The sequence below is a fragment of the Ottowia sp. genome (assembly GCF_046348305.1).
Lineage (GTDB): Bacteria > Pseudomonadota > Gammaproteobacteria > Burkholderiales > Burkholderiaceae_C > Ottowia.
This window is the reverse complement of sequence record NZ_JAXMEM010000005.1, coordinates 222,331-243,356: the sequence shown is the minus strand read 5'-3', so window position 1 is coordinate 243,356 and position 21,026 is coordinate 222,331. Positions and strand designations below refer to the sequence as shown.

The 21,026-nt window shown below is 66.6% G+C and carries 19 protein-coding genes; 1 reads left to right on the top strand and 18 read right to left on the bottom strand.

What is annotated here, in order from left to right:
* Positions 1 to 12: 12 nt before the first annotated feature.
* The 8 genes from U1F38_RS07160 to U1F38_RS07125 all read right to left on the bottom strand — a co-directional run bounded on the left by U1F38_RS07160 (position 13) and on the right by U1F38_RS07125 (position 9,156).
* Positions 13 to 1,770, bottom strand: coding sequence for an FAD-binding protein (locus tag U1F38_RS07160; protein WP_409986364.1), 1,758 nt, complete (start codon positions 1,768 to 1,770; stop codon positions 13 to 15).
* Positions 1,771 to 1,821: 51 nt separating this feature from the next.
* Entirely contained in the window at positions 1,822 to 2,679 is an 858-nt protein-coding gene (locus U1F38_RS07155; RefSeq protein ID WP_409986363.1) for a DUF2189 domain-containing protein, read from the bottom strand.
* A gap of 201 nt (positions 2,680 to 2,880) precedes the next feature.
* A complete protein-coding gene (locus U1F38_RS07150) occupies positions 2,881 to 3,948 on the bottom strand; it encodes a 2,3-butanediol dehydrogenase (RefSeq protein WP_409986362.1) in 1,068 nt (355 codons plus the stop codon).
* Between the two features lie 282 nt (positions 3,949 to 4,230).
* Positions 4,231 to 5,448 carry a PLP-dependent transferase gene (locus U1F38_RS07145; RefSeq protein ID WP_409986361.1) on the bottom strand — a complete coding sequence of 406 codons (1,218 nt, stop codon included), beginning with the start codon at positions 5,446 to 5,448 and terminating at the stop codon, positions 4,231 to 4,233.
* A gap of 26 nt (positions 5,449 to 5,474) precedes the next feature.
* The gene (locus U1F38_RS07140; RefSeq protein WP_409986360.1) at positions 5,475 to 6,155 is read right to left on the bottom strand and encodes an ABC transporter permease subunit; all 681 of its coding nucleotides are present in this window, start codon (positions 6,153 to 6,155) and stop codon (positions 5,475 to 5,477) included.
* 12 nt (positions 6,156 to 6,167) lie between these two features.
* On the bottom strand, positions 6,168 to 6,905 hold the full coding sequence (locus U1F38_RS07135; protein WP_409986359.1) for an amino acid ABC transporter permease: 738 nt from the start codon (positions 6,903 to 6,905) through the stop codon (positions 6,168 to 6,170).
* On the bottom strand, positions 6,902 to 7,834 hold the full coding sequence (locus U1F38_RS07130) for a glutamate/aspartate ABC transporter substrate-binding protein (RefSeq protein ID WP_409986358.1): 933 nt from the start codon (positions 7,832 to 7,834) through the stop codon (positions 6,902 to 6,904). The genes U1F38_RS07135 and U1F38_RS07130 overlap by 4 nt, the downstream gene beginning before the upstream one ends.
* 32 nt (positions 7,835 to 7,866) lie before the next feature.
* Positions 7,867 to 9,156, bottom strand: a complete 1,290-nt coding sequence (locus U1F38_RS07125) for a hypothetical protein (RefSeq protein ID WP_409986357.1) — start codon at positions 9,154 to 9,156, stop codon at positions 7,867 to 7,869.
* Positions 9,157 to 9,332: 176 nt separating this feature from the next.
* Between U1F38_RS07125 and U1F38_RS07120 the strand changes: the two genes are divergently transcribed.
* Complete coding sequence (locus U1F38_RS07120; protein WP_409986356.1) at positions 9,333 to 10,244, top strand: LysR family transcriptional regulator; 912 nt, start codon at positions 9,333 to 9,335, stop codon at positions 10,242 to 10,244.
* A gap of 124 nt (positions 10,245 to 10,368) precedes the next feature.
* On the opposite strand, the gene U1F38_RS07115 is transcribed toward U1F38_RS07120, so the two are convergent.
* From U1F38_RS07115 to der, 10 genes are all read right to left on the bottom strand, one after another.
* Positions 10,369 to 11,517 carry a J domain-containing protein gene (locus U1F38_RS07115; protein WP_409986355.1) on the bottom strand — a complete coding sequence of 383 codons (1,149 nt, stop codon included), beginning with the start codon at positions 11,515 to 11,517 and terminating at the stop codon, positions 10,369 to 10,371.
* Positions 11,518 to 11,584: 67 nt separating this feature from the next.
* Positions 11,585 to 12,109 carry a phosphoribosyltransferase gene (locus U1F38_RS07110; RefSeq protein WP_409986354.1) on the bottom strand — a complete coding sequence of 175 codons (525 nt, stop codon included), beginning with the start codon at positions 12,107 to 12,109 and terminating at the stop codon, positions 11,585 to 11,587.
* A 73-nt stretch (positions 12,110 to 12,182) separates the two neighbouring features.
* The gene (locus tag U1F38_RS07105) at positions 12,183 to 13,514 is read right to left on the bottom strand and encodes an adenylosuccinate synthase (RefSeq protein ID WP_409986353.1); all 1,332 of its coding nucleotides are present in this window, start codon (positions 13,512 to 13,514) and stop codon (positions 12,183 to 12,185) included.
* A gap of 205 nt (positions 13,515 to 13,719) precedes the next feature.
* Positions 13,720 to 14,877, bottom strand: coding sequence for an ATP phosphoribosyltransferase regulatory subunit (locus tag U1F38_RS07100; protein ID WP_409986352.1), 1,158 nt, complete (start codon positions 14,875 to 14,877; stop codon positions 13,720 to 13,722).
* A 262-nt stretch (positions 14,878 to 15,139) separates the two neighbouring features.
* A complete protein-coding gene (locus tag U1F38_RS07095; RefSeq protein ID WP_409986351.1) occupies positions 15,140 to 15,310 on the bottom strand; it encodes a DUF2065 domain-containing protein in 171 nt (56 codons plus the stop codon).
* 37 nt (positions 15,311 to 15,347) lie between these two features.
* Positions 15,348 to 16,253 carry a protease modulator HflC gene (gene hflC / locus U1F38_RS07090; RefSeq protein ID WP_409986350.1) on the bottom strand — a complete coding sequence of 302 codons (906 nt, stop codon included), beginning with the start codon at positions 16,251 to 16,253 and terminating at the stop codon, positions 15,348 to 15,350.
* A 267-nt stretch (positions 16,254 to 16,520) separates the two neighbouring features.
* The gene (gene hflK / locus U1F38_RS07085) at positions 16,521 to 17,906 is read right to left on the bottom strand and encodes an FtsH protease activity modulator HflK (RefSeq protein WP_409986349.1); all 1,386 of its coding nucleotides are present in this window, start codon (positions 17,904 to 17,906) and stop codon (positions 16,521 to 16,523) included.
* Positions 17,903 to 19,066, bottom strand: a complete 1,164-nt coding sequence (gene hflX / locus U1F38_RS07080) for a GTPase HflX (protein WP_409986348.1) — start codon at positions 19,064 to 19,066, stop codon at positions 17,903 to 17,905. Before hflX ends, hflK begins: the two co-directional genes overlap by 4 nt.
* Before the next feature lie 125 nt (positions 19,067 to 19,191).
* The gene (hfq, locus tag U1F38_RS07075; protein ID WP_409986347.1) at positions 19,192 to 19,437 is read right to left on the bottom strand and encodes an RNA chaperone Hfq; all 246 of its coding nucleotides are present in this window, start codon (positions 19,435 to 19,437) and stop codon (positions 19,192 to 19,194) included.
* Between the two features lie 103 nt (positions 19,438 to 19,540).
* On the bottom strand, positions 19,541 to 20,881 hold the full coding sequence (gene der / locus U1F38_RS07070) for a ribosome biogenesis GTPase Der (protein ID WP_409986346.1): 1,341 nt from the start codon (positions 20,879 to 20,881) through the stop codon (positions 19,541 to 19,543).
* Between the last annotated feature and the right edge of the window lie 145 nt (positions 20,882 to 21,026).

The window sequence follows — 21,026 nt, the reverse complement described above, 5'->3', positions numbered from 1 at the left end:
GCCGCTCCCACCTCACGCTTGCCGCACGAACCCGTCGGCGCTCCACCCTTCGCTGCCCACGCCGTGGTGCACGAAGAACAGCCCCTTGGGGCCATATCGGCGCTTGACTTCGGCGAGCCGCGGATCGTGGTCACCCCACTGCCCCTGCTGCCAGTTTTCCAGGAAGTAGTCGCACTCATTGAAGTATGACCCCGCCCCCGGCGCAATCAGACGCAGGGCCTCGAAGGCGTCAGCGACACGCTGCGCGCGCTCGCGCGCTTGGACCATTTCGGGCAAGCCTTCGGCGGGCTCGTCCGGGGTCGAGGTTGCGATGATGGCCAGGGCAAAGGCGTTGGCGACGTCCGGGTTCATGGGCGTGTCGCGCGCGGCGGTGATCACCTCGGCCGGCGCGCCCGCCAACCCCTTGTTGAAATGCAGCGAAACCGTCCATTTGCGGCTGGAGGCAAACAGCGCGTCGGCGAGCGAGGCGCGGGCCGCAGGCTCGAGCAACGCGGCGGGCAGCCAGAGCGACTGGTAGGCACTCCAGAACGTGCCGGCATTGCTGCCGTCGCCTTTCCACCAGAAATCGCCCCAGTTCGCGCCCGGGCGGTCGTCGAATCGGGCGGCATCGCGCGCGAAGATCCGATAGACCCATGGGCGCCAAAACCACGACGCGCGGATTGACGCGGCCGTCAGCGGCTTGGGCGTTTCAAAATCACCCGGGTGGCTGGCAACGTAATCCACCAGTGGTTTGAAAGCCGCCTCGGCTTCGGCGCTCGTCTTGCCTTGAAACACCATCGAGAGGCGCAATTGCCTTTCCGGCGTCACGCGCGCCTGCTCGCCCCAGTGCGGATTGAAGAGCGTCGTCGCGTAGTGCTCCAGAAACTTTGCGATCAGCTGCCGGAACGCGTCGTCCGAGTGCGCACGCACAACCCAGTCGAGCGCACCGAAGCGGTCGGGCAGATCTTGCGTGGCCAATGTGAAGCGTGTGACGACGCCGAATGTCCCGCCACCGCCGCCCTTGAGCGCCCAGAACAGGTCGGGATCGCGAGCGGAGTTGACGACGCGCACCTGGCCGTCGGCGGTGACAACCTCGGTTTCGATAAGACTTGCCGCGGCCAGGCCATAGCGCTTGGAAAAGTTACCGAAGCCGCCGCCCAGAATCAGTCCGCCGACACCGACCGTCGTGCACCCGCCGCCTTGCACGTAGCGCCCGGCGCTCTGTGCCGCCTGATAGGCGTGCAGCCAGATGCAACCGGCGCCCAGCGAAATCGCCGGAACCACCGGCGCCGACGCGCCCTGCGGCCGAAACGCGTCGTGCACCACCACCGCATTCATCTTGTGCGTCCAGATCAGCAGCGAATCGGGCGCCGAGGACGTTCCGAAGTAGCTGTGCCCGCCGCCTTTGACGACGAGCCGCAAGTTGTGGGCAGCGGCAAAGCGCACGGCTGAGGCGACGTCAGCGGCGCTCTCGGCTGCCACCATATAGGCGCTCGGCTCGGAGCGCCACGCGCCAAGCCAGCCTGCGCTTTGGGTGAGTCCCGGCGTATCGCCGCGGTAGAAAGGGTTGCGGCCGAATTGGATCAGCGCGTCGCCAAGCTGCGCCGGCACGACGGGTTTCGACAGGCGGCCGCCGGTCGCCTTTGCGAGCTCGGCCCACTGGATCTCGCTGGGCCAGCCCGCCTGGCCCGGCCGCGCGCGCCCAAATGGCGCCGCCCTGGCATTCGCCAACGGAAAAACGCTGACAGCCGTCGCGGCAAGACCTCCGGCGATGACGTCACGTCTCTTCATGTTGGTCCAAGTCAAGCGCCCGCATGCCTTGCCGGGTGCGCTCATCCACCATCACGGGCTGGTCGCGGACTTGCCCGCCGCGGCAGGCGGTTCCTGCCAGCGCACCGCCCCCCGATACGCGTGCCAGCTGGCATGACCGACGACCGGGCCGACCACCAGCAGCCCCGCGCCCCAGGGCAACAGAGCCAGGATGATCAAGAGCGCGATCAGCGCGCCCCACCACCCCATGGTGATGGGGTTGGCCGCCACCACGCGGATGCTGGTGATGGCCGCCGAAATGGCGTCGGTGTCGCGGTCCAGGATCATCGGGATGGAGACCACGGCGGTGGAATACACCAACAGCGCAAACAGGCCGCCCACCAGCAGATACACCAGGATGAAGTCGAGGTTGTCGAGGTTGAAGATGGCCTGCATCACGCCCGTGGTGGAGGGCATGCCGGTGTTGAAGAACACCGCGAACACCACCAGCGAGGCGCGGCCCCACAGCAGCTCCAGCACGATCAGCACCAGCACCAGCAGCGCCATGCTGCGCAGGTGCGGCTCCCAGCAGGTGGCCGATGCGCCCAGCGTGGGCCGCGCGCCCTGCTCGCGCCGGCGGCTGACCTCGTACAGGCCCATGGCCAGAAACGGCCCCAGCAGCAGGCAGCCCGAGGCAATCGACATGACGTATTCGGGTTTGTTGCGAAACACCAGCCCCAGCACCACGGCCATGGCCCAAAAGCACAGGCCATAGAACAGGCCGATGCCGGGCGCGGCCCCAAAGTCGCGCGCGCCGGCGCGCAGCCAACGCAAGGGATCGAGCAGGCCCAGGGGCCGCATGACGGCTTGCGGCACCGTCGAAGGCGGGGGCACATAGGGCCGGTATGCCGGCTCGGGCTCGGGCTTGATGGCGGGATCGCTGTCGGTCATGGAGGGGCGTCCAGTGAAATGCGGCATCATAAGCGGCCCGCAGCTCAAGACAAAACACAGCCCAGCGCTTGACCAGCAAGCGCCGCGTGCTATCAAATTCGCTTGATTGCCAAGCGGCCTCCGACGCCTTTTCAAGAGGCGGCGGGCAGCTGGCAGCGTGGCCGATCCGCCCCGCCGCACGCCCGCCGCCTGGCGCTGCCCCTACTTGAGCCGGGGCTGAACGATGATCTTCACCGCTGATTCATTGTTGTGGATCAGCGTTTCAAAGCCTTGCGAGATCAAATCCTGCAACTGGATGCGCTGGGTGATGAAGGGCTCCAGGTTGAGCTTGCCTTCCTCCACCAGCTTGATGGTTTCCTGATGGTCGTTGCAGTACGCGATGGTGCCGCGCACGTCCAGCTCCTTCATCACCACACTGTGCACGTTGATGGTGGCCGGATGGCTCCAGATCGAGACGATCACCACCACGCCGCCCGGCTTGGTGGCGGCCACCAGTTGGTCGAGCACCTTGTTGACGCTGGTGCATTCAAAGGCCACGTCGGCGCCCTGGTCGCCGGTGATCTTCATCACCTCGGCCACCACGTCCACCTGGGACGGGTCGAGGATGTGATCGGCCACGCCGGACTCGCGCGCCTTCTCCTTTCGCTTGGCGCTCAGCTCGGTGATGATGACCTTCAGCCCCTTGGCCTTCAGCACGGCCGCCAGCAGCAGCCCGATGGGGCCGCCGCCGCCCACCAGCGCCACGTCGCCGGCCTTGGCGCCGCTGCGCACGTAGGCGTGGTGGCCCACCGACAGGGGCTCGATCAGCGCCGCCTGGTCCAGCGGAATGGCGTTGGAGATCGGGTGCACCCAGCGGCGCTTGACGGCAATTTTTTCAGACAGGCCGCCGCCGCGACCGCCCAGGCCGATGAAGTTCATGTTCTTGGACAGGTGGTAGCGCTCGCCCGGCCCGGTGGGCACGTCGTCGGCAATGATGTAGGGCTCGACCACCACATGCTGGCCCACCTGGATGTCGGTCACGCCTTCGCCGACGGCATAGACCACGCCCGAGAACTCATGGCCCATGGTAACGGGCGCGGACTCGCCCGAGATGGGGTGCGGATGGCCGCAGGGCGGAATGAAGATCGGCCCCTCCATGAACTCGTGCAGGTCGGTGCCGCAGATGCCGCACCAGGCGACGTCGATGCCGACGGTGCCGGGGGCCACGGTAGGCTCTGGAATGTCTTCGATGCGGATGTCGCCGCGGGCGTGGAAGCGTGCTGCTTTCATGGTTCAAGCTCCTTTGCGGGTGGAGGATTGGGGCCGATCCGGCGGTTCGCAGCACCATGCACTGCACGGGCGCGGGCAAGAAAAAGCCTGTGGCCAATGGCTCTGCGCTTCACGCGCAGCGATGCGGGCAGATCCACGCGGCCGCATGCCAGAGCGGTGAGGTCATTGTCACGTCGCAGGGCGCGCCTGTCCATGCGCGGCGCAGGGGAGCGAAGGCAATGCTTGCCTCAACTCAAGGTTTTGCCGGCAAGGCGTCCGTCGCGCGGCCGCGGGCCAGGGACCTCAGGTCGGCAACGCCCGGTCCAGCGCCTGCGCCAGGTCGGCCTGCAAATCGGCCACGTCTTCCAGCCCGGTCGAAAACCGCACCACCGTGCCGCGCGCCAGCTGCGCGGGCCAGCCGTTGGCGCGGATGCCGGCCAGGTTGTAGGGCACCACCAGGCTGATCGGGCCGCCCCAGCTGTAGCCCAGCTTGAACAAACGCAGGGTGTCGCAAAAGGCATCGACCTGCGCTTGCGAATAGCGCGCATCGACCATCACGCTGAACAGGCCCGCGGCCGCGCCGCCGCCATGCGCATCGGCGGCTCCGCACACCTGCTGCCAGTGCGCGTGGCCGGGGCTGTCCGGCAGCGCCGGGTGCAGCACCTGCGCAAACTGGGCTTGCGCGGCGCACCAGCGCGCCAGGCGGCGCGCCGCCTGGTCCTGCGCCCGGTAGCGCAGCGCGATGCTGGGCAAGGCACGCAGCACGGTCTCGGCGTCGCCCCCGCTCACGCCCCAGCCCAGGCGCATATGCGTGTTCAGGATGCGGCGGTGCAAATCCGCATCGCGCGTGACCACGCTGCCCATCAGCACGTCGCCGCCGCCGCTGGGGTATTTGGTGAGGGCGTGCACCGACACGTCCACGCCCAGGCCCTGCCCGTCCAGGTCGAACGGGTTGAAGGCCAGGCCCGCGCCCCAGGTGTTGTCCAGCACGCAGGTGACGCCGCGCGCGCGGCACAGGCGCACCTGCTCGATCAGGTCGGGAAACTCCAGCGTGATGGAGCCGGCGGCCTCCAGCCACACCAGGCGCGTGCGTTCGCTGATGCGCGCGGCCAGGTCGGCCACGTTCATCGGGTCGTAGTACTGGTGCGTGATGCCCCAGCCCGCCAGTTCGCCTTCGGTCAGTGCCTTGTTGGGGCCGTAGGCGTTGTCAGGGATCAGCACCTCGTCGCCGGCTTTGAGCAAGGCCATGGACGCGCAAGCCACCGCCGCCAGGCCGCTGGGCAGCAGCACGCAGTGCTTGCCGTGCTCCAGCGTGGCGATGCGCTCTTCGAGCGTGAAGGTGGTGGGCGTGCCGTGCAGGCCGTAGGTGTAGCCGCTCTTGTCCTTCCAGTCGCGCGTGCGCATGGCCGCCACGTTGGGGAAGAAGACCGTGGAAGCCTTGTGCACCGCCGGCAGCGGGGCGTCAAAGCCGGCGGGGGCCTGGTAGGGGTGGTGGATGAGGTGGGTGGTCGGGTCGGTCATGCGGCAATGGTATTGCACCGCCGCGGCTACGCCGATTTGAGCCGCCCCCGAAGCAGGGTGACGATGCCGCTCAGCAGCACGCAGACCACCCAATAGACAAAACCGGCAAAAAGCAGCATCTGCACGACGGTGCCGTCGCGCTCGCCGATGCGCACGGCGTCGCTGAAGAAGTCGCCCAAGGCGATGACGTAGACCAGCGAGGTGTCCTGAAAGATCACGATGCACTGCGTCAGCATGATGGGCAGCATGGCGCGAAAGGCCTGCGGCAGGATGATGTGGCGAAACGCCTGCAAGTTGGTCATGCCCAGCGAATGCGCGGCCTGAAACTGGCCCACCGGCAGGCCCAGAATGCCGGCCCGAATGATCTCGGAGAAGAACGCGGCCTCCAGCATCGAAAAGCCGACCATGGCCGAGACCAGCCGGATATCGACGCTTGGCGACAGGTCGAACACCGCCTTGAGCAACTGCGGCACGATCAAAAAGAACCACAGCAACAGCATCACCAGCGGAATCGAGCGAAACAAACTGACGTAGGCGCGAGCAAACACGTTCAGCGCGCGCACCTTGACCACCGCAAAGACGGCCAGCAAGGTGCCAAAGGCAATGCCGCACGCAATCGCCACCAGCGTGACCTTGAGCGTGATCCAGGCGCCATCGGCAAGGATCGCGCGGGCGCTCCACAGGGCAGAAAAGTCGAATGAGGACATGGCCGTGCGCTCCTATTCGCCCATCAAGCCGGGGCGGGCAAAGTGGCGGCGCACGCCGCTCATCAGCTGCAGGATCAGGAAGTTGAGCGCCACGTAGGCCAGCGTCACCATGATGAACGACTCGTAGGGCTGCGCGGTGTAGTCCACCAGTTGCCGCGCCTGGCCGCTGAGTTCGAGCAGGCCGATCGTCGAGGCCACGGCGGAGTTCTTGGAAATGATGAGGAATTCGGACGTGAGCGGCGGCAGGATGCGGCGAAACACCTGCGGCAAGATGATGTGGCGGTACATCTGAGCGCGCGTGAAGCCAAGCGCCAGCGCCGCATGCACCTGGCCGCGGGCCAGCGCCTGAATGCCGGCGCGCAGTTGCTCGCAGATGCGCGAGCCAGTGTAGACCCCGAGCGCAAACACCGAGGTGACGAAGAACTGGACGGTCGGATCGAGGTTCTTGATCGCATCGCCCATCGCCTTGGGCAAGAGCTCGGGCACGACGAAGTACCAGATGAAGAACTGCACGATCAGGGGCACGTTGCGAAAGATCGACACATAGCTCATGCCGACGAACCGCGGCCAGCGCCCCGGCAGCGTGCGCATCACGCCGAAAAACGTGCCCAGCGCCAGTGCCAGCAGCCAGGCCACCAGCGTGAGCATGGCCGTGATCACAAAGCCATGCGCGATCCAGCCCAGATAGGTCGAATTTTCACCGGTTGCGACCTGCTGCAGCAGGACCGACCAATTCCAGTGGTAGTTCATTTCGCCTCAGGGTCGATCTTGGCGTTGGGATGCGCAAACAGGTGCTGCATGGCCTCCGACATGGCAAAGTCGAGGTTGAGGTTCTTGGGCGGGATCGGGCTCATGAACCACTTCTTGTAGATGGCTTCGCCCTTGCCGGAGGTTTCGGTCTGGGCAATGACATCGTCCAGCAGCTTTTTCATTTCGGCGTCGCCCTTGCGCACCATGCAGCCGTAGGCTTCATACGACTGGGGCTTTCCGGTGATCACATAGTCCTTGGGGTCGCTCAGCTTGGCGCGCTCGCCCGCCAGCAGGGCGTCGTCCATCATCATGGCCTTGGCGCGCCCGGTGGACAGCGTGAGCGAGGACTCGGCATGGTCCTTGGCGCTGATGATGCGCATGTCCATCTTCTGGTCGACGTTGAGCTTGCGCAGCAGCACTTCGGATGTGGTGCCCGCCCCGACCACCACGGTTTGGCCCTTGAGGTCGGCAAAGTCCTTGATGCCCGAGTCCTTCTTGGTCATCAGGCGCGTGCCGATGATGAACAGGCTGTTGGAGAAATCCACCTGCTGCTCGCGCGAGGCGTTGTGGGTGGTGGTGGTGCATTCGAAATCGATGGTGCCGTTTTGCAGCAGCGAGATGCGGTTTTGCGAGGTGATCGGCAACCAGCGCACCTTCAGGTCGGGCGCATTGACCTGCTTGCGGATGCCATCGAGTATCAGGTTGGTGAAGTCGATCGAATAGCCGATCGGCTGCTTGGCGTCGTTGTAGTAGGAAAACGGAATCGAGGCCTCGCGAAAGCCGACGACCACGATGCCGTCGTCCTTGACCTTCTTGAGGGTTCCCGACAGGTCGGCGGCCAGGGCCATCGATGGGGCGATGGCGGCCATCAGGGCGACCGCCGCGGCGGTGCGGACGCGGCGCTGAACGGTGGACAGGACGGGCATCATGGTTGTCTCCTTGGGGTTGGTGATCGAAAAGCTCAACGGGAATCGACCAGGGCACTGACGTCGATGACATACATCTGGCGTTCGTGCTCATGGACCGAGTCGATGCACACCTGGCGACCGTCACGGCTCCAGCGCGGGTGCAGGTCGCAGCGGTTTTCCTTGCGCAGGCCCGGGTCGGTATAGAAGCTGCCCAGTTCGTGGCGAACCTGCCGCTCGCAGTCGTACATGATCAGGATGCGCTCGTTGGTGTCCGGGTCCGGATAGGTGTCGGTCAGCAGCCAGCGCGGGTTGACCGGCGAGAAGCTCATGTGGCCGTTCTCGGTCAGGATGCCGTCGCCGACGACCTGCACGGCGCCGCCATCGGCGTCCGCATACAGGTGATAGTGGATGCTGCCCGCATGCGGACCCCAGACGATGATGTGACCATCGTCGCGCCACAGCGGGTGCGAGATCTGGTACTCGGACTTCTCGTAGTCGTAGGTGCCCACGGCCGTCGGATCGAAGTCGTCGGCCAGCTGGGGCAGCGGATGATCGGAGCACTCCAGCAGGCGCATGTTGCGGCCGTCCGGGTCCATGGTGATGAGGCGATGCAGAAAGCAGGTTTCATCCTCGACACGCTCGGTCCAGCGGTGCAGGAACAGCACGCGCGAGGACGATGGGTTGATCTCGATGTGGCTGACCCAGTGCAGCGCCTTGTCCATCGAGGGCCGGTGCTGGAAGTCGTGCAGATCGGCGTAGCTCACCAGCAGCTGGGTCGCGCCGGTGTCCAGATCGATGCGATGGATCCCGTCATCGGCCGGATACAGGGGCAGGTTCCGGCGCTTGCCGCCCGGCTCGCAATAGCCGATGGTTTCATGCGTCACGTACAGGCGGCTGTAGTCCACGCTGAGCGCATAGCGGCTGTTGGGCGCCGCCACGTAGATGGGGCTGTCAAGGTGCCGGGTTTCGCCTGTGTCCACGTTGTGGATCGCTGCGCCGAAGCCGGGGTACAGCCCGCCGGGGCCGTCGCGGCGCACGTTGTAGATGAACTGGCGGCCGGGCCGTCCGTCGAGCCACTGCAGCTGGCATCCCATTTGCCAGTTCCAGGCGGTCGTCACGCCGCACACGTGAAAACGATCGCTGTCGCGGGTGTCGAAATATCCGACCTGCGCCTGCATGTCGGGCGTCAAGTCGGCCGTCATGCAATCGACCTGGTTGGCCAGCACCAGGCGATCGTCCAGATCCCATACCGTCTTGTCGTAGTAGCCGAAGAAGTGGTGCAAGGGCCCCCGGCCCAGGCGGTGGATGGGGTAGCGCCTGGCAAGATCTTTCGCTTGGGTCATTTCGTTCGAATCGATGAAGGGTCGAAACAGCTGCGAGCGGGCAGCGATTCGAGCCGATTCTAGGAAGCGACATCAATTTAAGATAATTCTATTTGTGGCATTGCCTATTCAATTTTGATATATTGATTTTCAGCGGCTCGTCGTTGTCGGTCGGCGACCGCAGCCATTTCGCCCGCATGACCCGCCCACTCAACTTCCAGCAAATCCAGGCCTTCAAGGCCGTCATGGAGTCGGGCACGACCACGCGCGCCGCGCAGGTGCTGAACACCACGCAGCCGTCAATCAGCAGGCGTCTGTCCGAACTGCGCCAGGCAACCGGCCTGGAGTTGTTCGACCTTCACAACGGACGTCTGCGGCCGACGCGCGAGGGTCAACAACTCTACCGATCCGTACGCAAGCACTTCGAGGGTCTGGAGCATATCGAGACGGCGGCGCGCGTGCTCCGAAAATCCGGTTCTGGCGTGCTGCGAATCGGCAGCACGCCGACCCTGGCCGCGGGCTTGCTGCCTCAGGTCATTGCCGCATTCATGCAGCAGCACCCCAAGACATATATCAATCTGCAAACGCACGGAACCCCGCAGCTCAAGGAGTACTTGAGCCAGGGGTTGCTGGACTTTGTCCTGACCACGGGACACCTCGAACACGGCGACGTCATCACGAACTCGCTGTTGAAAAGCCGCGCCGTCTGCCTTCTGTCGCGCAACCATGCGCTGGCCAAGTCGCGATCGATCAAGGCCGATCAGCTGCGCGCCCAGCGTCTCATCCTGCTGGACGAGAACGACGACATCATGATTGCCATGCGCGGAAAGTTTCCGTTTCAGCCGGGACACGAAAACGTCGCGGTGGAAACCAACTCGTCGTTGACGATCTGCGCATTGGTCGCCGCCGGTGTCGGGGTCGGTGTTGTCAACCCCTTTGTCGCAAACACCTTCGCCGATCAATTGGCGGTTCTTCGTCTCGATCCGCCGATTCCGATCGAAGTGACCCTCATGCGCTCGGCCGCGTTGGCGCCCTCCATGCTCGCGAGCCGCTTCGAGGAAATGCTGATGAGCCAAACGTGGCTTGACCGGGTTGGTGGATCGAAATAGGCCGCCAACGAGCAAGCAGCACTTCAACCGCAGCACCGGCACCCGCGCCCCCGAATTGGCCTGTGGTTTCTCTGGGGTGAAGGGGTGTCATTGCGTCGAGGCAGCCCACCCGCCGCTTCCAGGCTCAATACCAGTCATCCATCGCGTCCTGCTCTTTCTGCCGCCGCCGCTCGGTCTTGATCCACGACTTGAGCGCGGCCGGATTGCCGCGCAGGGCGTTCAGCTCTTGACGCAGTTGCAGGTTGTCGAACACGAGGACTTGCAGCTGCGCGCGCAAGTCGCGCATCAGGCCCGCGGGCTTGGTGAATTGGCCGGGGTCAACCCCGAACTCCATCATGAAACGGGCTTGCTCCTGGCGCAGCTCCTGCTGCAGCTCGGTCAGTTGCTCGGCCAGCACACGGTTGTAGTGCTTCAGCCGCTCTTCGCTCAGGCCGGCGATGTGGGCTGGGTCGATCTGCTCGATCTCCAGCTGCAATTGCAGCAAATCGAGCAGTCGGTTGTCGGCATAGGCCTGGTTCACGCGCTGCATCAGGGCGGTTTTGCGCTCACGCTCGTCGGGGTCGCTCTCGCGGTCCGGGTGCAGATTGCTGGCCAGCTTGCGATAGATCTCGCGCACCGACTGTGTGGCCTGCGCGGCCTCTTCCTGCGCCTTGCGCTCGCGCGCGCCGGGCTTGCGCGGCCGGGCGGCGCGATGGGCCTGATGCTGCTCGGCCTGCGCCTCCTGTGCCTGTTGCGCCCGCATCTGCTCGGCAACGCGGCGCAGCAGGTTTTCGGGTGATTCCAGGTCGGCATCCTGCAAGTCCAGATCCACGCCGAACAGGTCACGCGCCATGGCCTGCGCCATCTCCTTGGCGGCTTCGTTGCCCTCGGCCTCCTCGGCGTCGTAGTCGCTGCCGCTGTGGCGGTTGTAGACCTCCTTGAGGCGCTCGCGCGTGGACTCGTCGGAGACGGCATCGAGCATGTCGGCGAGCCGGTCGGTGATGGCCTCGCTGACCGTGCGGCGCTCGGCCTTGGTCAGCGCCTTGTCGCTGCTTTGCGCGTCCAGCCACTGCACGAGATCGACCTGCAACGCGATGGTGGCCTGTTGCAGCGGAACCATCTCGCGCGCATGGCGCTCGCGGCAGTCGGCCATGGCCTGCTGCCAATCCGCGAGCATCTGGCGCTGCTGGGCGATGCGCTCGACCTGGCGGTTGAATTTTTTTTGCTGCGCGCTCAGCGGCGCGGACGGGTGCGCGGCCGCAATGCGAACGGGGGCGGGATGACGCGATGGCATGACCAGACGATGGTGCGGCGCCGTGACCTTGGCGCCCGGGCCGGGTGGCGCTCGGGCACTCAGCTTCTCACACCTTCCACTTGGCCAGCAGCTTCTCGGGCGAGAGGCCGTCGTAGCCCTCGAAGGGCTGGTGAATCCACGGGTTGGTGGGCAGGTGCTCGACCGAGTAGTCGGCCCGGAAGCTCGACGTGCCCTTGGTCCAGATGACGGCGGTGCGCAGTTCGGTGATGGGCTGATAGTTGGTGCGCAGGCGCTCGACCACCGCCTTCAGCGTGACGCCGGTGTCGGCCAGGTCGTCGACCAGCAGCACCTTGCCGGCGATCTGGCCCTGCGGCGTGGTGATGAAGTGGGCAATGTCCAGGTGGCCCTGCACCGTGCCCTCCTCGGCGCGGTAGGAGCTGGTGGACATGATGGCCAGCGGCACGTCGAAGATGCGGGAGAGCACGTCGCCCGGCCGCATGCCGCCGCGTGCCAGGCACAGGATGGTGTCGAACTTCCAGCCCGACTGGTGCACCTTGATCGCGAGCTTTTCGATCAGGTCGTGGTACTCGTCGTAGCTGACATACAAGTGCTTGCCGTCTTCGGTCAACATCCCGGTAACTCCTCAATTGATAGCTGGTTGCGCAAGTGCATGGCCGGCCAGGGGCCGATTTGGCTTGAAAGCCTCAGTCAGCCAGAAACGGATGGCGCATCATGATGGTGTGATCGCGGTCCGGGCTGGTGGAGATCAGGTGGATGGGCACGCCGGTGGCGTGCTCGATGCGTTGCAGGTACAGGCGCGCCTGCACCGGCAGCTTGTCGTAGTCGGTCACGCCCACGGTGCTCTCGCTCCAGCCTTCCATGGTTTCGTAGATGGGGGTGCAGCGCTCGATCTCGTCGGCGCCCAGGGGCAGCAGGTCGATGCGCTGGCCATCCAGCTCGTAGCCGGTGCACAGCTTGAGCTCTTTCAGGCCGTCCAGCACGTCGAGCTTGGTGATGCACAGGCCCGACAGGCCGTTGACCTGGGCGCTGCGCTTGAGCAGCGCGGCGTCGAACCAGCCGCAGCGGCGGCTGCGCCCGGTGGTCACGCCTTTTTCGGCGCCCACGGTCGAGAGGTGATGGCCCACGGTGCCGGGCGTGGCCCAGTCCAGCTCGGTCGGGAAAGGCCCACCGCCCACGCGCGTGCAATAGGCCTTGGTGATGCCCAAAACGTAGTGCAGCAGGCCGGGGCCCACGCCGGCGCCGGCGGCGGCGTTGCCGGCCACGCAGTTGCTGCTGGTGACGTAGGGGTAGGTGCCATGGTCCACGTCCAGCAGCGTGCCCTGAGCGCCCTCAAACAGCAGGTTGGCGCCGCGCTGGTGGGCTTCGTTCAGCTCGCGCGACACATCGGCGATCATGGGGCGGATGAACTCGGCGTGGCGCATGGCCTCGTCATACACCGCCTGATAATCGACGGCAGGCGCGCCCAGCAACTGCGTGAGCACGTGGTTGTGCAGCTCGAGCAGCACCTTGAGCTTCTCGGCAAAGCGCGCGGGGTGGCGCAAATCCTGCACGCGCAGCGCGCGGCGGGCGATCTTGTCCTCGTACGCGGGGCCGATGCCGCGACCGGTGGTGCCGATCTTCTCCAGCCCGCCCTTTTCGCGGTAGGCCTCGCGCGCCACGTCCAGCGCAGCATGGAAGGGCAGGATCAGCGGGCAGGCCTCGGAAATGCGCAGGCGCGAGCGCACCTCGACGCCGGCCTTCTCCAGCCCTTCGATCTCCTCGATCAGCTTGGCCACCGACAGCACCACGCCATTGCCGATGTAGCAGGTCACGCCCGGGCGCATGATGCCGCTGGGGATCAGGTGCAGCGCGGTCTTGACGCCGTTGATGACCAGGGTGTGGCCGGCGTTGTGCCCGCCCTGAAAGCGCACCACGCCCTGCGCGCTTTCGGTCAGCCAGTCCACCAGCTTGCCCTTGCCCTCGTCGCCCCACTGGGTGCCGACCACGACCACGTTGCGTCCGCTTGTCACGCTCATTGCTTCATCACTCCAAAGACCATACTCAAACCATCACGGCGCCCACGGCACCCACAAGCATCCACCCCCCCAAAGTGCGCCAAGGCCGCCGCGCCGCCGGCCATGCCGGAAATCGCCGTGCAGGGGCAACGCCCGCCCACGGGCGATGGCCCCTGCAAGAGGGCAGGCGCAACAGCGCGCAGCGCGTGGAGATTGGGGGGTCTCATCACAGTGCGACGATGGCCCAGCGCTCGCCGTGCGGCACCAGTTCGCGGTCGCAGTGAAATTCGTCAAGTTCGCCGTCCTCGCCCGGCAGCACGCGCACCACGGTCTCGCCGCTCTGCCGCAGTGCGGCCACGGCGGCGGCCAGCCCCGGCGCATCACTCCAGGGCGCGCGAATGGCGGCGCGCAGCGGCCGCGGCGCGGCAGCGCGCACCAGTTGCTTGAGGTCCAGGCTGAAGCCCACCGCCGGCCGATCGCGGTCGCGCTTGTGGCCGAACACCGCCCCCACGCCGTCGTAGCGCCCGCCGCGCAGCAGCGCGTCGCCCGCACCCTGGGCGTAGACGGAAAAACGCGGCCCGCTGTAATAGCCCCAGCCGCTGGCGTCGGCCAGGTCGAAGCTGACGCGCACGCCTTCCAGGCGCTCGGCCAGCCACTTCAAATTCGATAGTGCCTCGCGCACGTCGGGCAAGGGCTGCAAGGCTTTTTCAGCTTCATCGAGCACGGCCGCGCCGCCATACAGGCGCACCAGGGCTTGCAGGCTCTGGCGCACCGCCGGCGTCAGCGCCCGGCTGGCTTCGGCCAGCGCATGGCCGTCCTTGCTGGCGAGGGCGCGGTGGATCTCGGCGCGCACCGACTCATCGCGCACGTCGGCCAGCAGGGCGCGCACGATGCGCGCGTCGGCCAGGTCCACGTGCAGGCCATCGACGGCCGCAGCGCGCAGGCAGTCCAGCGCCAGGCGCAGCACCTCCAGGTCGGCTTCGCGCCCGGCGTAGCCGTAGATCTCGGCGCCGAACTGCAGCGGCTCGCGCGTGGCATGCGGGCGCTCGGGGCGCGTGTGCAGAACCGGGCCGCAGTAGCAAAGGCGGGTGACGGCGCTGCGCCCGAGCAGGTGGGCGTCGATGCGCGCCACCTGGGGCGTGGTGTCGGCGCGCAGGCCCAGGGTGCGGCCCGACAGTTGATCGACCAGCTTGAAGGTTTGGAGTCCCAGCGCCTCGCCGGTACCCGTGAGCAGGGATTCGAGGTGCTCGATGAGCGGCGGGATCACCAGCTCATAGCCGTAGCCGCGTGCGGTATCGAGCAGCGCGCGACGGAGCTCTTCGATGTGCCGGGCCTCGGAGGGCAGGACGTCAGCAATGTGATCCGGCAGAAGCCAGGCGGACATGGCAAGGCCTTTGCGGCACTGTTAAAAGCGAGATTCTACCGGGCGCAAGGGATCGCCCCCAGTCTCCACACGCTGCGCGTTGTTGCGCCACCCCCCAATCCGGTGGCATCGCCAATGGCCGGGCAAACCCCGGCCATTGGCGATCGCTCGCGGGGCCTGTTCTGCGGCCCTTCAAAACTTTTCGTGTCATTTATTGGCGGCGGCGCCCCGCATCATGAACCGCTGAAGGCTTCCGACGCTGGTGCGCTGCTCACCAGCCCACTCATGTCGCCACGGTGAGCAGCAGCAGGCCGGCCAGCAAGGCCAGCAGGCCGAAAAAGCGGATTTGTCCGTCGTGCAATTGCAGCAGCTGCATGAAGGCGCGGCGCCAGGCGGCGGGTGCCAGCAGGGGTAGCAGGCCCTCGACGATGAACACCAGGCCCAGGGCCGTCAAAAGCGTCTCGCCGTTCACCACCTGGGCCCCCTGCCCCTCAACGGCGCGCGGGAGCGGGCGCGGCGCCGGGCGCCTCGCGCAACGCCTTGAAAAAATCGGTCGCCGCCGGGTCGACCACCAGCACGTCGCCCTTCTTGCCGATGCTGGCCTTGTAGGCGTCCAGGCTGCGGTAGAACTCGGCAAACTGCGGGTCCTTGCCAAAGGCCTCGCCATAGATGGCGGTGGCCTGCGCGTCACCCGCGCCGCGCACCTTCTCGGCGTCGCGATAAGCGTCGGCCACGGTCACCTCGCGCTGGCGATCGGCGCTGGCACGAATCTGCTCGGCTTCGGCGGCGCCGGTGGAACGCAGCTCGTTGGCCACGCGCTGGCGCTCGGCCTCCATGCGGCGATACACCGACTCGGTGATGGCCGCCACGTAGTCGGCGCGTGTCAGGCGCACGTCCACGATGTCGATGCCCCAGGGCTTGGCACCCTTGACGGCTTCGGTCACCTCGCGCTTGACATCGCTCATCAGCGAATCGCGCTGCGCCGAGATCAGCTCGCCCACGGTGCGGCGGTTGATCTCTTCCTGGAAGGCGTTGCGCACCACGCGGTTGAGTTGCATGGCGCCAGCGCTCTCGTCCAGGCCCACGTTGCGGATATAGGCCTGCGGGTCGGTGATGCGCCAGCGCACGTACCAGTCGATGACCACGCGCTGCTTTTCGGCCGTCAGCAGCGGCTCGGTGTCGGCGCTGTCGAGCGTGAGCAGGCGCTTGTCGATGTAGCTGACGTTCTGGAACGGCGGCGGCAGCTTGAAGTTCAGGCCGGGCTGGGTGATCACGTCCTTGATCTGGCCGAGCTGATAGACCACGCCGAACTGCCGCTGGTCGACCACGAACAGGGTGGAGCCGAGCAGGCCCAGAAGAATCAGGACGGCGACGCCGATAAAACCAAATTTATTCATGGGATGAAGCGTTCCAAATCAGTTGGGCGACGCAGCACGCGCGGAGCATGAAGCCCAAAGAGCCGAACGACCGCGGAGCAGGCCACGCCAGCGATCGCCGTGGCCGGGGTTCCCCCGGTCACTGGCGATGCCCCCTGCAAGGGGGCTGAGGTCTGCGGCTCCAGACCTGCCTGCGCAGGTCTGGACAGACCGAAGGGCCGCCGCCTCTGGCGGCGAGCACCAGGCGAAACATCGCGCAGCGAGTGGAGACTGGGGGTGTGCCATTTCTTAGCGGAAATCTGCATCGCGGCTGCGCGCGTTGTCGCGGCTGCGTGAATCGTTGGTGGACGGCGCCGGGCGCGATGCGGGCGCCGGGCTGGAGGACGGCGCTGGCGCGGGTGCGGTGGCCGCTGGCGCCGTGTTGCCACTGGCCTGCATCAGCTTGTCCAGCGGCAGATACATCAGGCTGCCGGCACGGCTGTCCACCAGGATCTTGTTGATGCCGCCGTAGATCTGCTGCATGGTGTCGATGTACATGCGCTCGCGCGTGACCTGCGGCGCCTTGCGGTACTCGGTCAGCACGGACGAAAAGCGCTGCGAATCGCCTTCGGCCTGCGCCACCACCCGGGCCTTGTAGCCCTCGGCTTCCTGCTTGAGGCGCGCGGCCGTGCCCACGGCACGCGGCACCACGTCGTTGGCATAGGCCTGGGCCTCGTTCTTGACGCGCTCGCGCTCCTGCGTGGCTTTCAGCACGTCGTCAAAGGCGGCCTGCACCTGCTCGGGCGGACGCACGCCGCCCTGCTGCATGTTGACGGCCACCACCTCGACGCCCACCTTGTAGCGGTCCAGGATGGTTTGCATGAGCGTGCGCACGCGCGGAGCGATCTGGTCGCGCTCGTCGCCCATGGCGTTGTCCATGGTCATCTTGCCGACCACCTCGCGCACGGCGCTTTCGGCGGCCTGCACCACGGCGTCATCGGGGTTCTTGCTCTCGAACAGGTATTCGCGCGCGTCGTTCAGCCGGTACTGCACGGCGAACTTGATCTCGACGATGTTCTCGTCGCGCGTGAGCATGGCCGACTCGCGCAGCCCCGTGGCCTTGATCACCGTATCGCGCCCCACATCGACCGAGCGGATCTGCGTGACGCGCACCGTCTCCTGGCGCTGGATCGGCCAGGGCAGGCGCCAGTTGAACCCGGCGCCCACCGTGGCGTGATATTTGCCGAACTGCGTGATGACGGCCTGCTGGCCTTCCTGCACGATGAAAATGCCCGAGCCCAGCCAGATCAGCACCGCGACGGCGGCAATCACGCCCGCGCCCAGGCCGGCGCCCCGCATGTTGGGTTGGAAGTCGTCGCCGCCCCCGTTGCCGCCCGGGCCGCCATTGTTGTTGCCGCGTCCGCCGCGGTTGCCGCCGCGCCCGCCCAGCATGCCGCCCAGCTTGCGATTGAAGTCGCGCCACAGCTCGTCCAGATCGGGCGGGCCGGCGTTGGGGCCCTGCCCGCGCGGCGGTGGCGGTGGCGGCGGCGGCGGGCGCCGATCGTCCGGGCGCGGCGGCTCGTCACCGCCCGTCGGCTGATCGCCGCGGCCCCATTGCGGGTCGTTGAGGTTGAACATGCCCCGGATGCGCGCTGGCCAGGCGGCCGGGCGCAAGGCATTGAAACGTGGATTCATTCGTCGATGTCTCGGCTTTCCAACCATGCATTGTGCCCAATCGCATCGGGCGGACTTTCGGCAGCGGCCTTGTCCATGGCGGCAACCTGCACGCGCTCGGCCAGCGCCTGGCGCAGCAGGGCCAGGCCCTCGCCCGTGCGGGCGCTGACGAACACGCGCGCCTGCACCTGGCCGCCCACGTCCATCGTGTCCTGCAGGGCCGGTGGGCGCTGCCCGGGCGCCAGCGCGTCGAGCTTGTTGAAGACCACCAGCTGCGGCACCCGGTCGGCACCGATCTCGCGCAGCACGCGCTGCACCTCGGCCATCTGCTCCGGGAAGGCCGGGTTGGCCGCGTCCACCACGTGCAGCAGCAAGTCAGCGTCGGCCGCCTCCTGCAGCGTGGCCTCGAAGGCCTCGACCAGGCCGTGCGGCAAGTCGCGGATGAAGCCCACCGTGTCCGACAGCGAGGCCGACCCCGCGCCCTCGCCCAGATACAGCTGACGCGTGGTGGTGTCCAGCGTGGCAAACAACTGGTCGGCCGCATAGGCGCGCGCCTTGACCAGGGCGTTGAACAGGCTGGACTTGCCGGCGTTGGTGTAGCCCACCAGCGAGATGGCAAAGGTCTGGCGCCGCTCGCGCTGGCGCCGCTGGGTCTGGCGCTGGCGCTTGACCTTGACCAGGCGCTCTTTGGTGCGCTTGATGGCCTCGCCGATCATGCGGCGGTCCAGCTCGATCTGGGTCTCGCCGGGGCCGCCGCGCCCGCCGATGCCGCCTTGCTGGCGCTCCAGGTGGCTCCAGCGGCGCACCAGGCGCGTGCTGAGGTATTGCAGGCGCGCCAGCTCGACCTGCAGCTTGCCCTCGTGGCTGCGCGCGCGCTGGGCAAAGATTTCAAGGATCAGGAGCGTGCGGTCGTTGACCGGCAGGCCAAGGGCGCGCTCCAGGTTGCGCTGCTGCACGGGGGAGAGCGCCTGGTCGAACAGCACCTCCTGGGCGCCCTCGCTGGCGGCCAGCAGGCGGATTTCCTCGACCTTGCCCTTGCCCACGAACAGTGCCGCATCCGGCGCGGGTCGTTTGCAGGCCAGGCGCGCCACCGGCTGCATGCCGGCGGTTTCGGCCAGCAGGCCCAGCTCGATCAGCTCGCGGTCGAAATGCGGCACGCCCAAGTCAACCCCGACCAGCACGACCGGGACGCGCGGCGAAGCGAGGGTGGGCGAAGGAGGTGTTGCGGGCAAGTGGGACGTGGGAGTGCCGATGCTTCAAGAAACGAAGCACCCGGCGCCTTGCGGACGTAGGGTCAGGCCGATGCTTACTCAGCCTCCGGCGCTTCCGCCGCAGTGCTGAAATTGACCGCGCGGCCCGGCACGATGGTCGAAATGGCGTGCTTGTAAACCATTTGCGTGACCGTGTTGCGCAGCAGAACCACGTATTGGTCGAAGGATTCGACCTGCCCTTGCAGCTTGATGCCGTTGACCAGGTAGATCGACACCGGGATGTGTTCCCGGCGCAGGGTGTTCAAGAACGGGTCTTGTAGGAGTTGCCCTTTGTTGCTCACGATATTCTCCGTGTTCCGAAATGGAAGTGAATGGGATGGGAAGTTAACACATGGGGACGGTGCCCGCCATCACAAGGGGACGGAAAGCGCCGATCTGAGCCTCTCAGGCCGGTTTTTCCGCGTAGGGGTTGTGCGCGGTCTTCATCTCCACGCGCAATGGCGTGCCGGTGAGATCGAAGGCCTTGCGAAAACGCCCTTCCAGATAGCGCTTGTAAACGTCGGTAACACCCTCGAGCGAGTTGCCGTGCACCACGATCACCGGCGGGTTCATGCCGCCCTGGTGGGCATAGCGCAGCTTGGGGCGGAACATGCCCGAGCGCTTGGGCGTCTGGAACTGCACTGCCTCCTGCAGCACGCGGGTGAGCTGGGGCGTGGGCAGCTTGCGCATGGCCGCCTGGTGCGCCTGCGTGATCGACTTCCACACGGGGCCCAGGCCCTGGCGCTTTTGTGCCGATATGAAGTGCATGTTGGCGAACTTGAGAAAACCCAGGCGCGCCTCGATGTCGCGCTGCACCCACTCGCGCCGGTAGGCGTCCACCGCGTCCCACTTGTTGACGGCCACCACCACCGCGCGTCCGGCGTCCAGGATGAAGCCGGCAATGTGCGCGTCCTGGTCGGTCACGCCCTGCGTGGCGTCCAGCAGCAGCAGCACGACATGGGCCGACTCGATGGCCTGCAAGGTCTTGACGACGGAAAACTTCTCGATCGCCTCGAACACCTTGCCCTTGCGGCGCAGGCCTGCGGTGTCGATCAGCGAGAATTTTTGCCCGTTCTTCTCGAACGGCACACGAATGGCGTCGCGCGTGGTGCCCGGCAGATCGAAGGCCACCAGGCGTTCTTCGCCCAGCCAAGTGTTGATGAGGGTGGATTTGCCCACGTTGGGCCGCCCGGCCACCGCCAGGCGGATGCTGCCATCGTCCTCGGGCTCCTCGGGCTCTTCGCCCTCGGGCAGGGCCAGCGCGTCCAGCGCGGCCTCGAGCATGCCGCGCACACCCTGGCCATGGGCGGCGGACACGGGCACCACGGCGCCCAGACCCAGTTCATAGAACTCGGCCAGTTGCGCGCCCTCGGTCATGCCCTCGGCCTTGTTGGCCACCAGCAGGCAGGGCTTGCCCAGGCGGCGCAGGTAATTGGCGATGTCGTGATCCTGCGCCGACAGACCGGCGCGCGCATCGACGATGAAGACGACGACGTCGGCCTCGGCCACGGCCTGGCGCGTTTGCTTGGCCATCTCCTTGTAGATGCCCGATTCGGCCGAGGGCTCGAACCCGCCCGTATCGATGACGATGTATTCGCGCGCGCCCAAGCGGCCCTGGCCGTAGTGGCGGTCACGCGTGAGGCCGGCAAAGTCGGCCACGATGGCGTCGCGGCTCTTGGTCAGCCGGTTGAACAACGTGGACTTGCCGACGTTGGGGCGGCCCACCAGGGCCAGGACGGGTTTCATTTCAAGATCCGATGTCGCACCCGCAGGCCGGCGCAATCTGGCGAGACGAAAAGCCACGGAGCAGGCCATGCCAGCGGCCGCCGTGGAACGGGCTTGGCCCGGCCACTGGCGGCGTCCCCTCGGGGGAAGGCGCGAAGCGACTCAG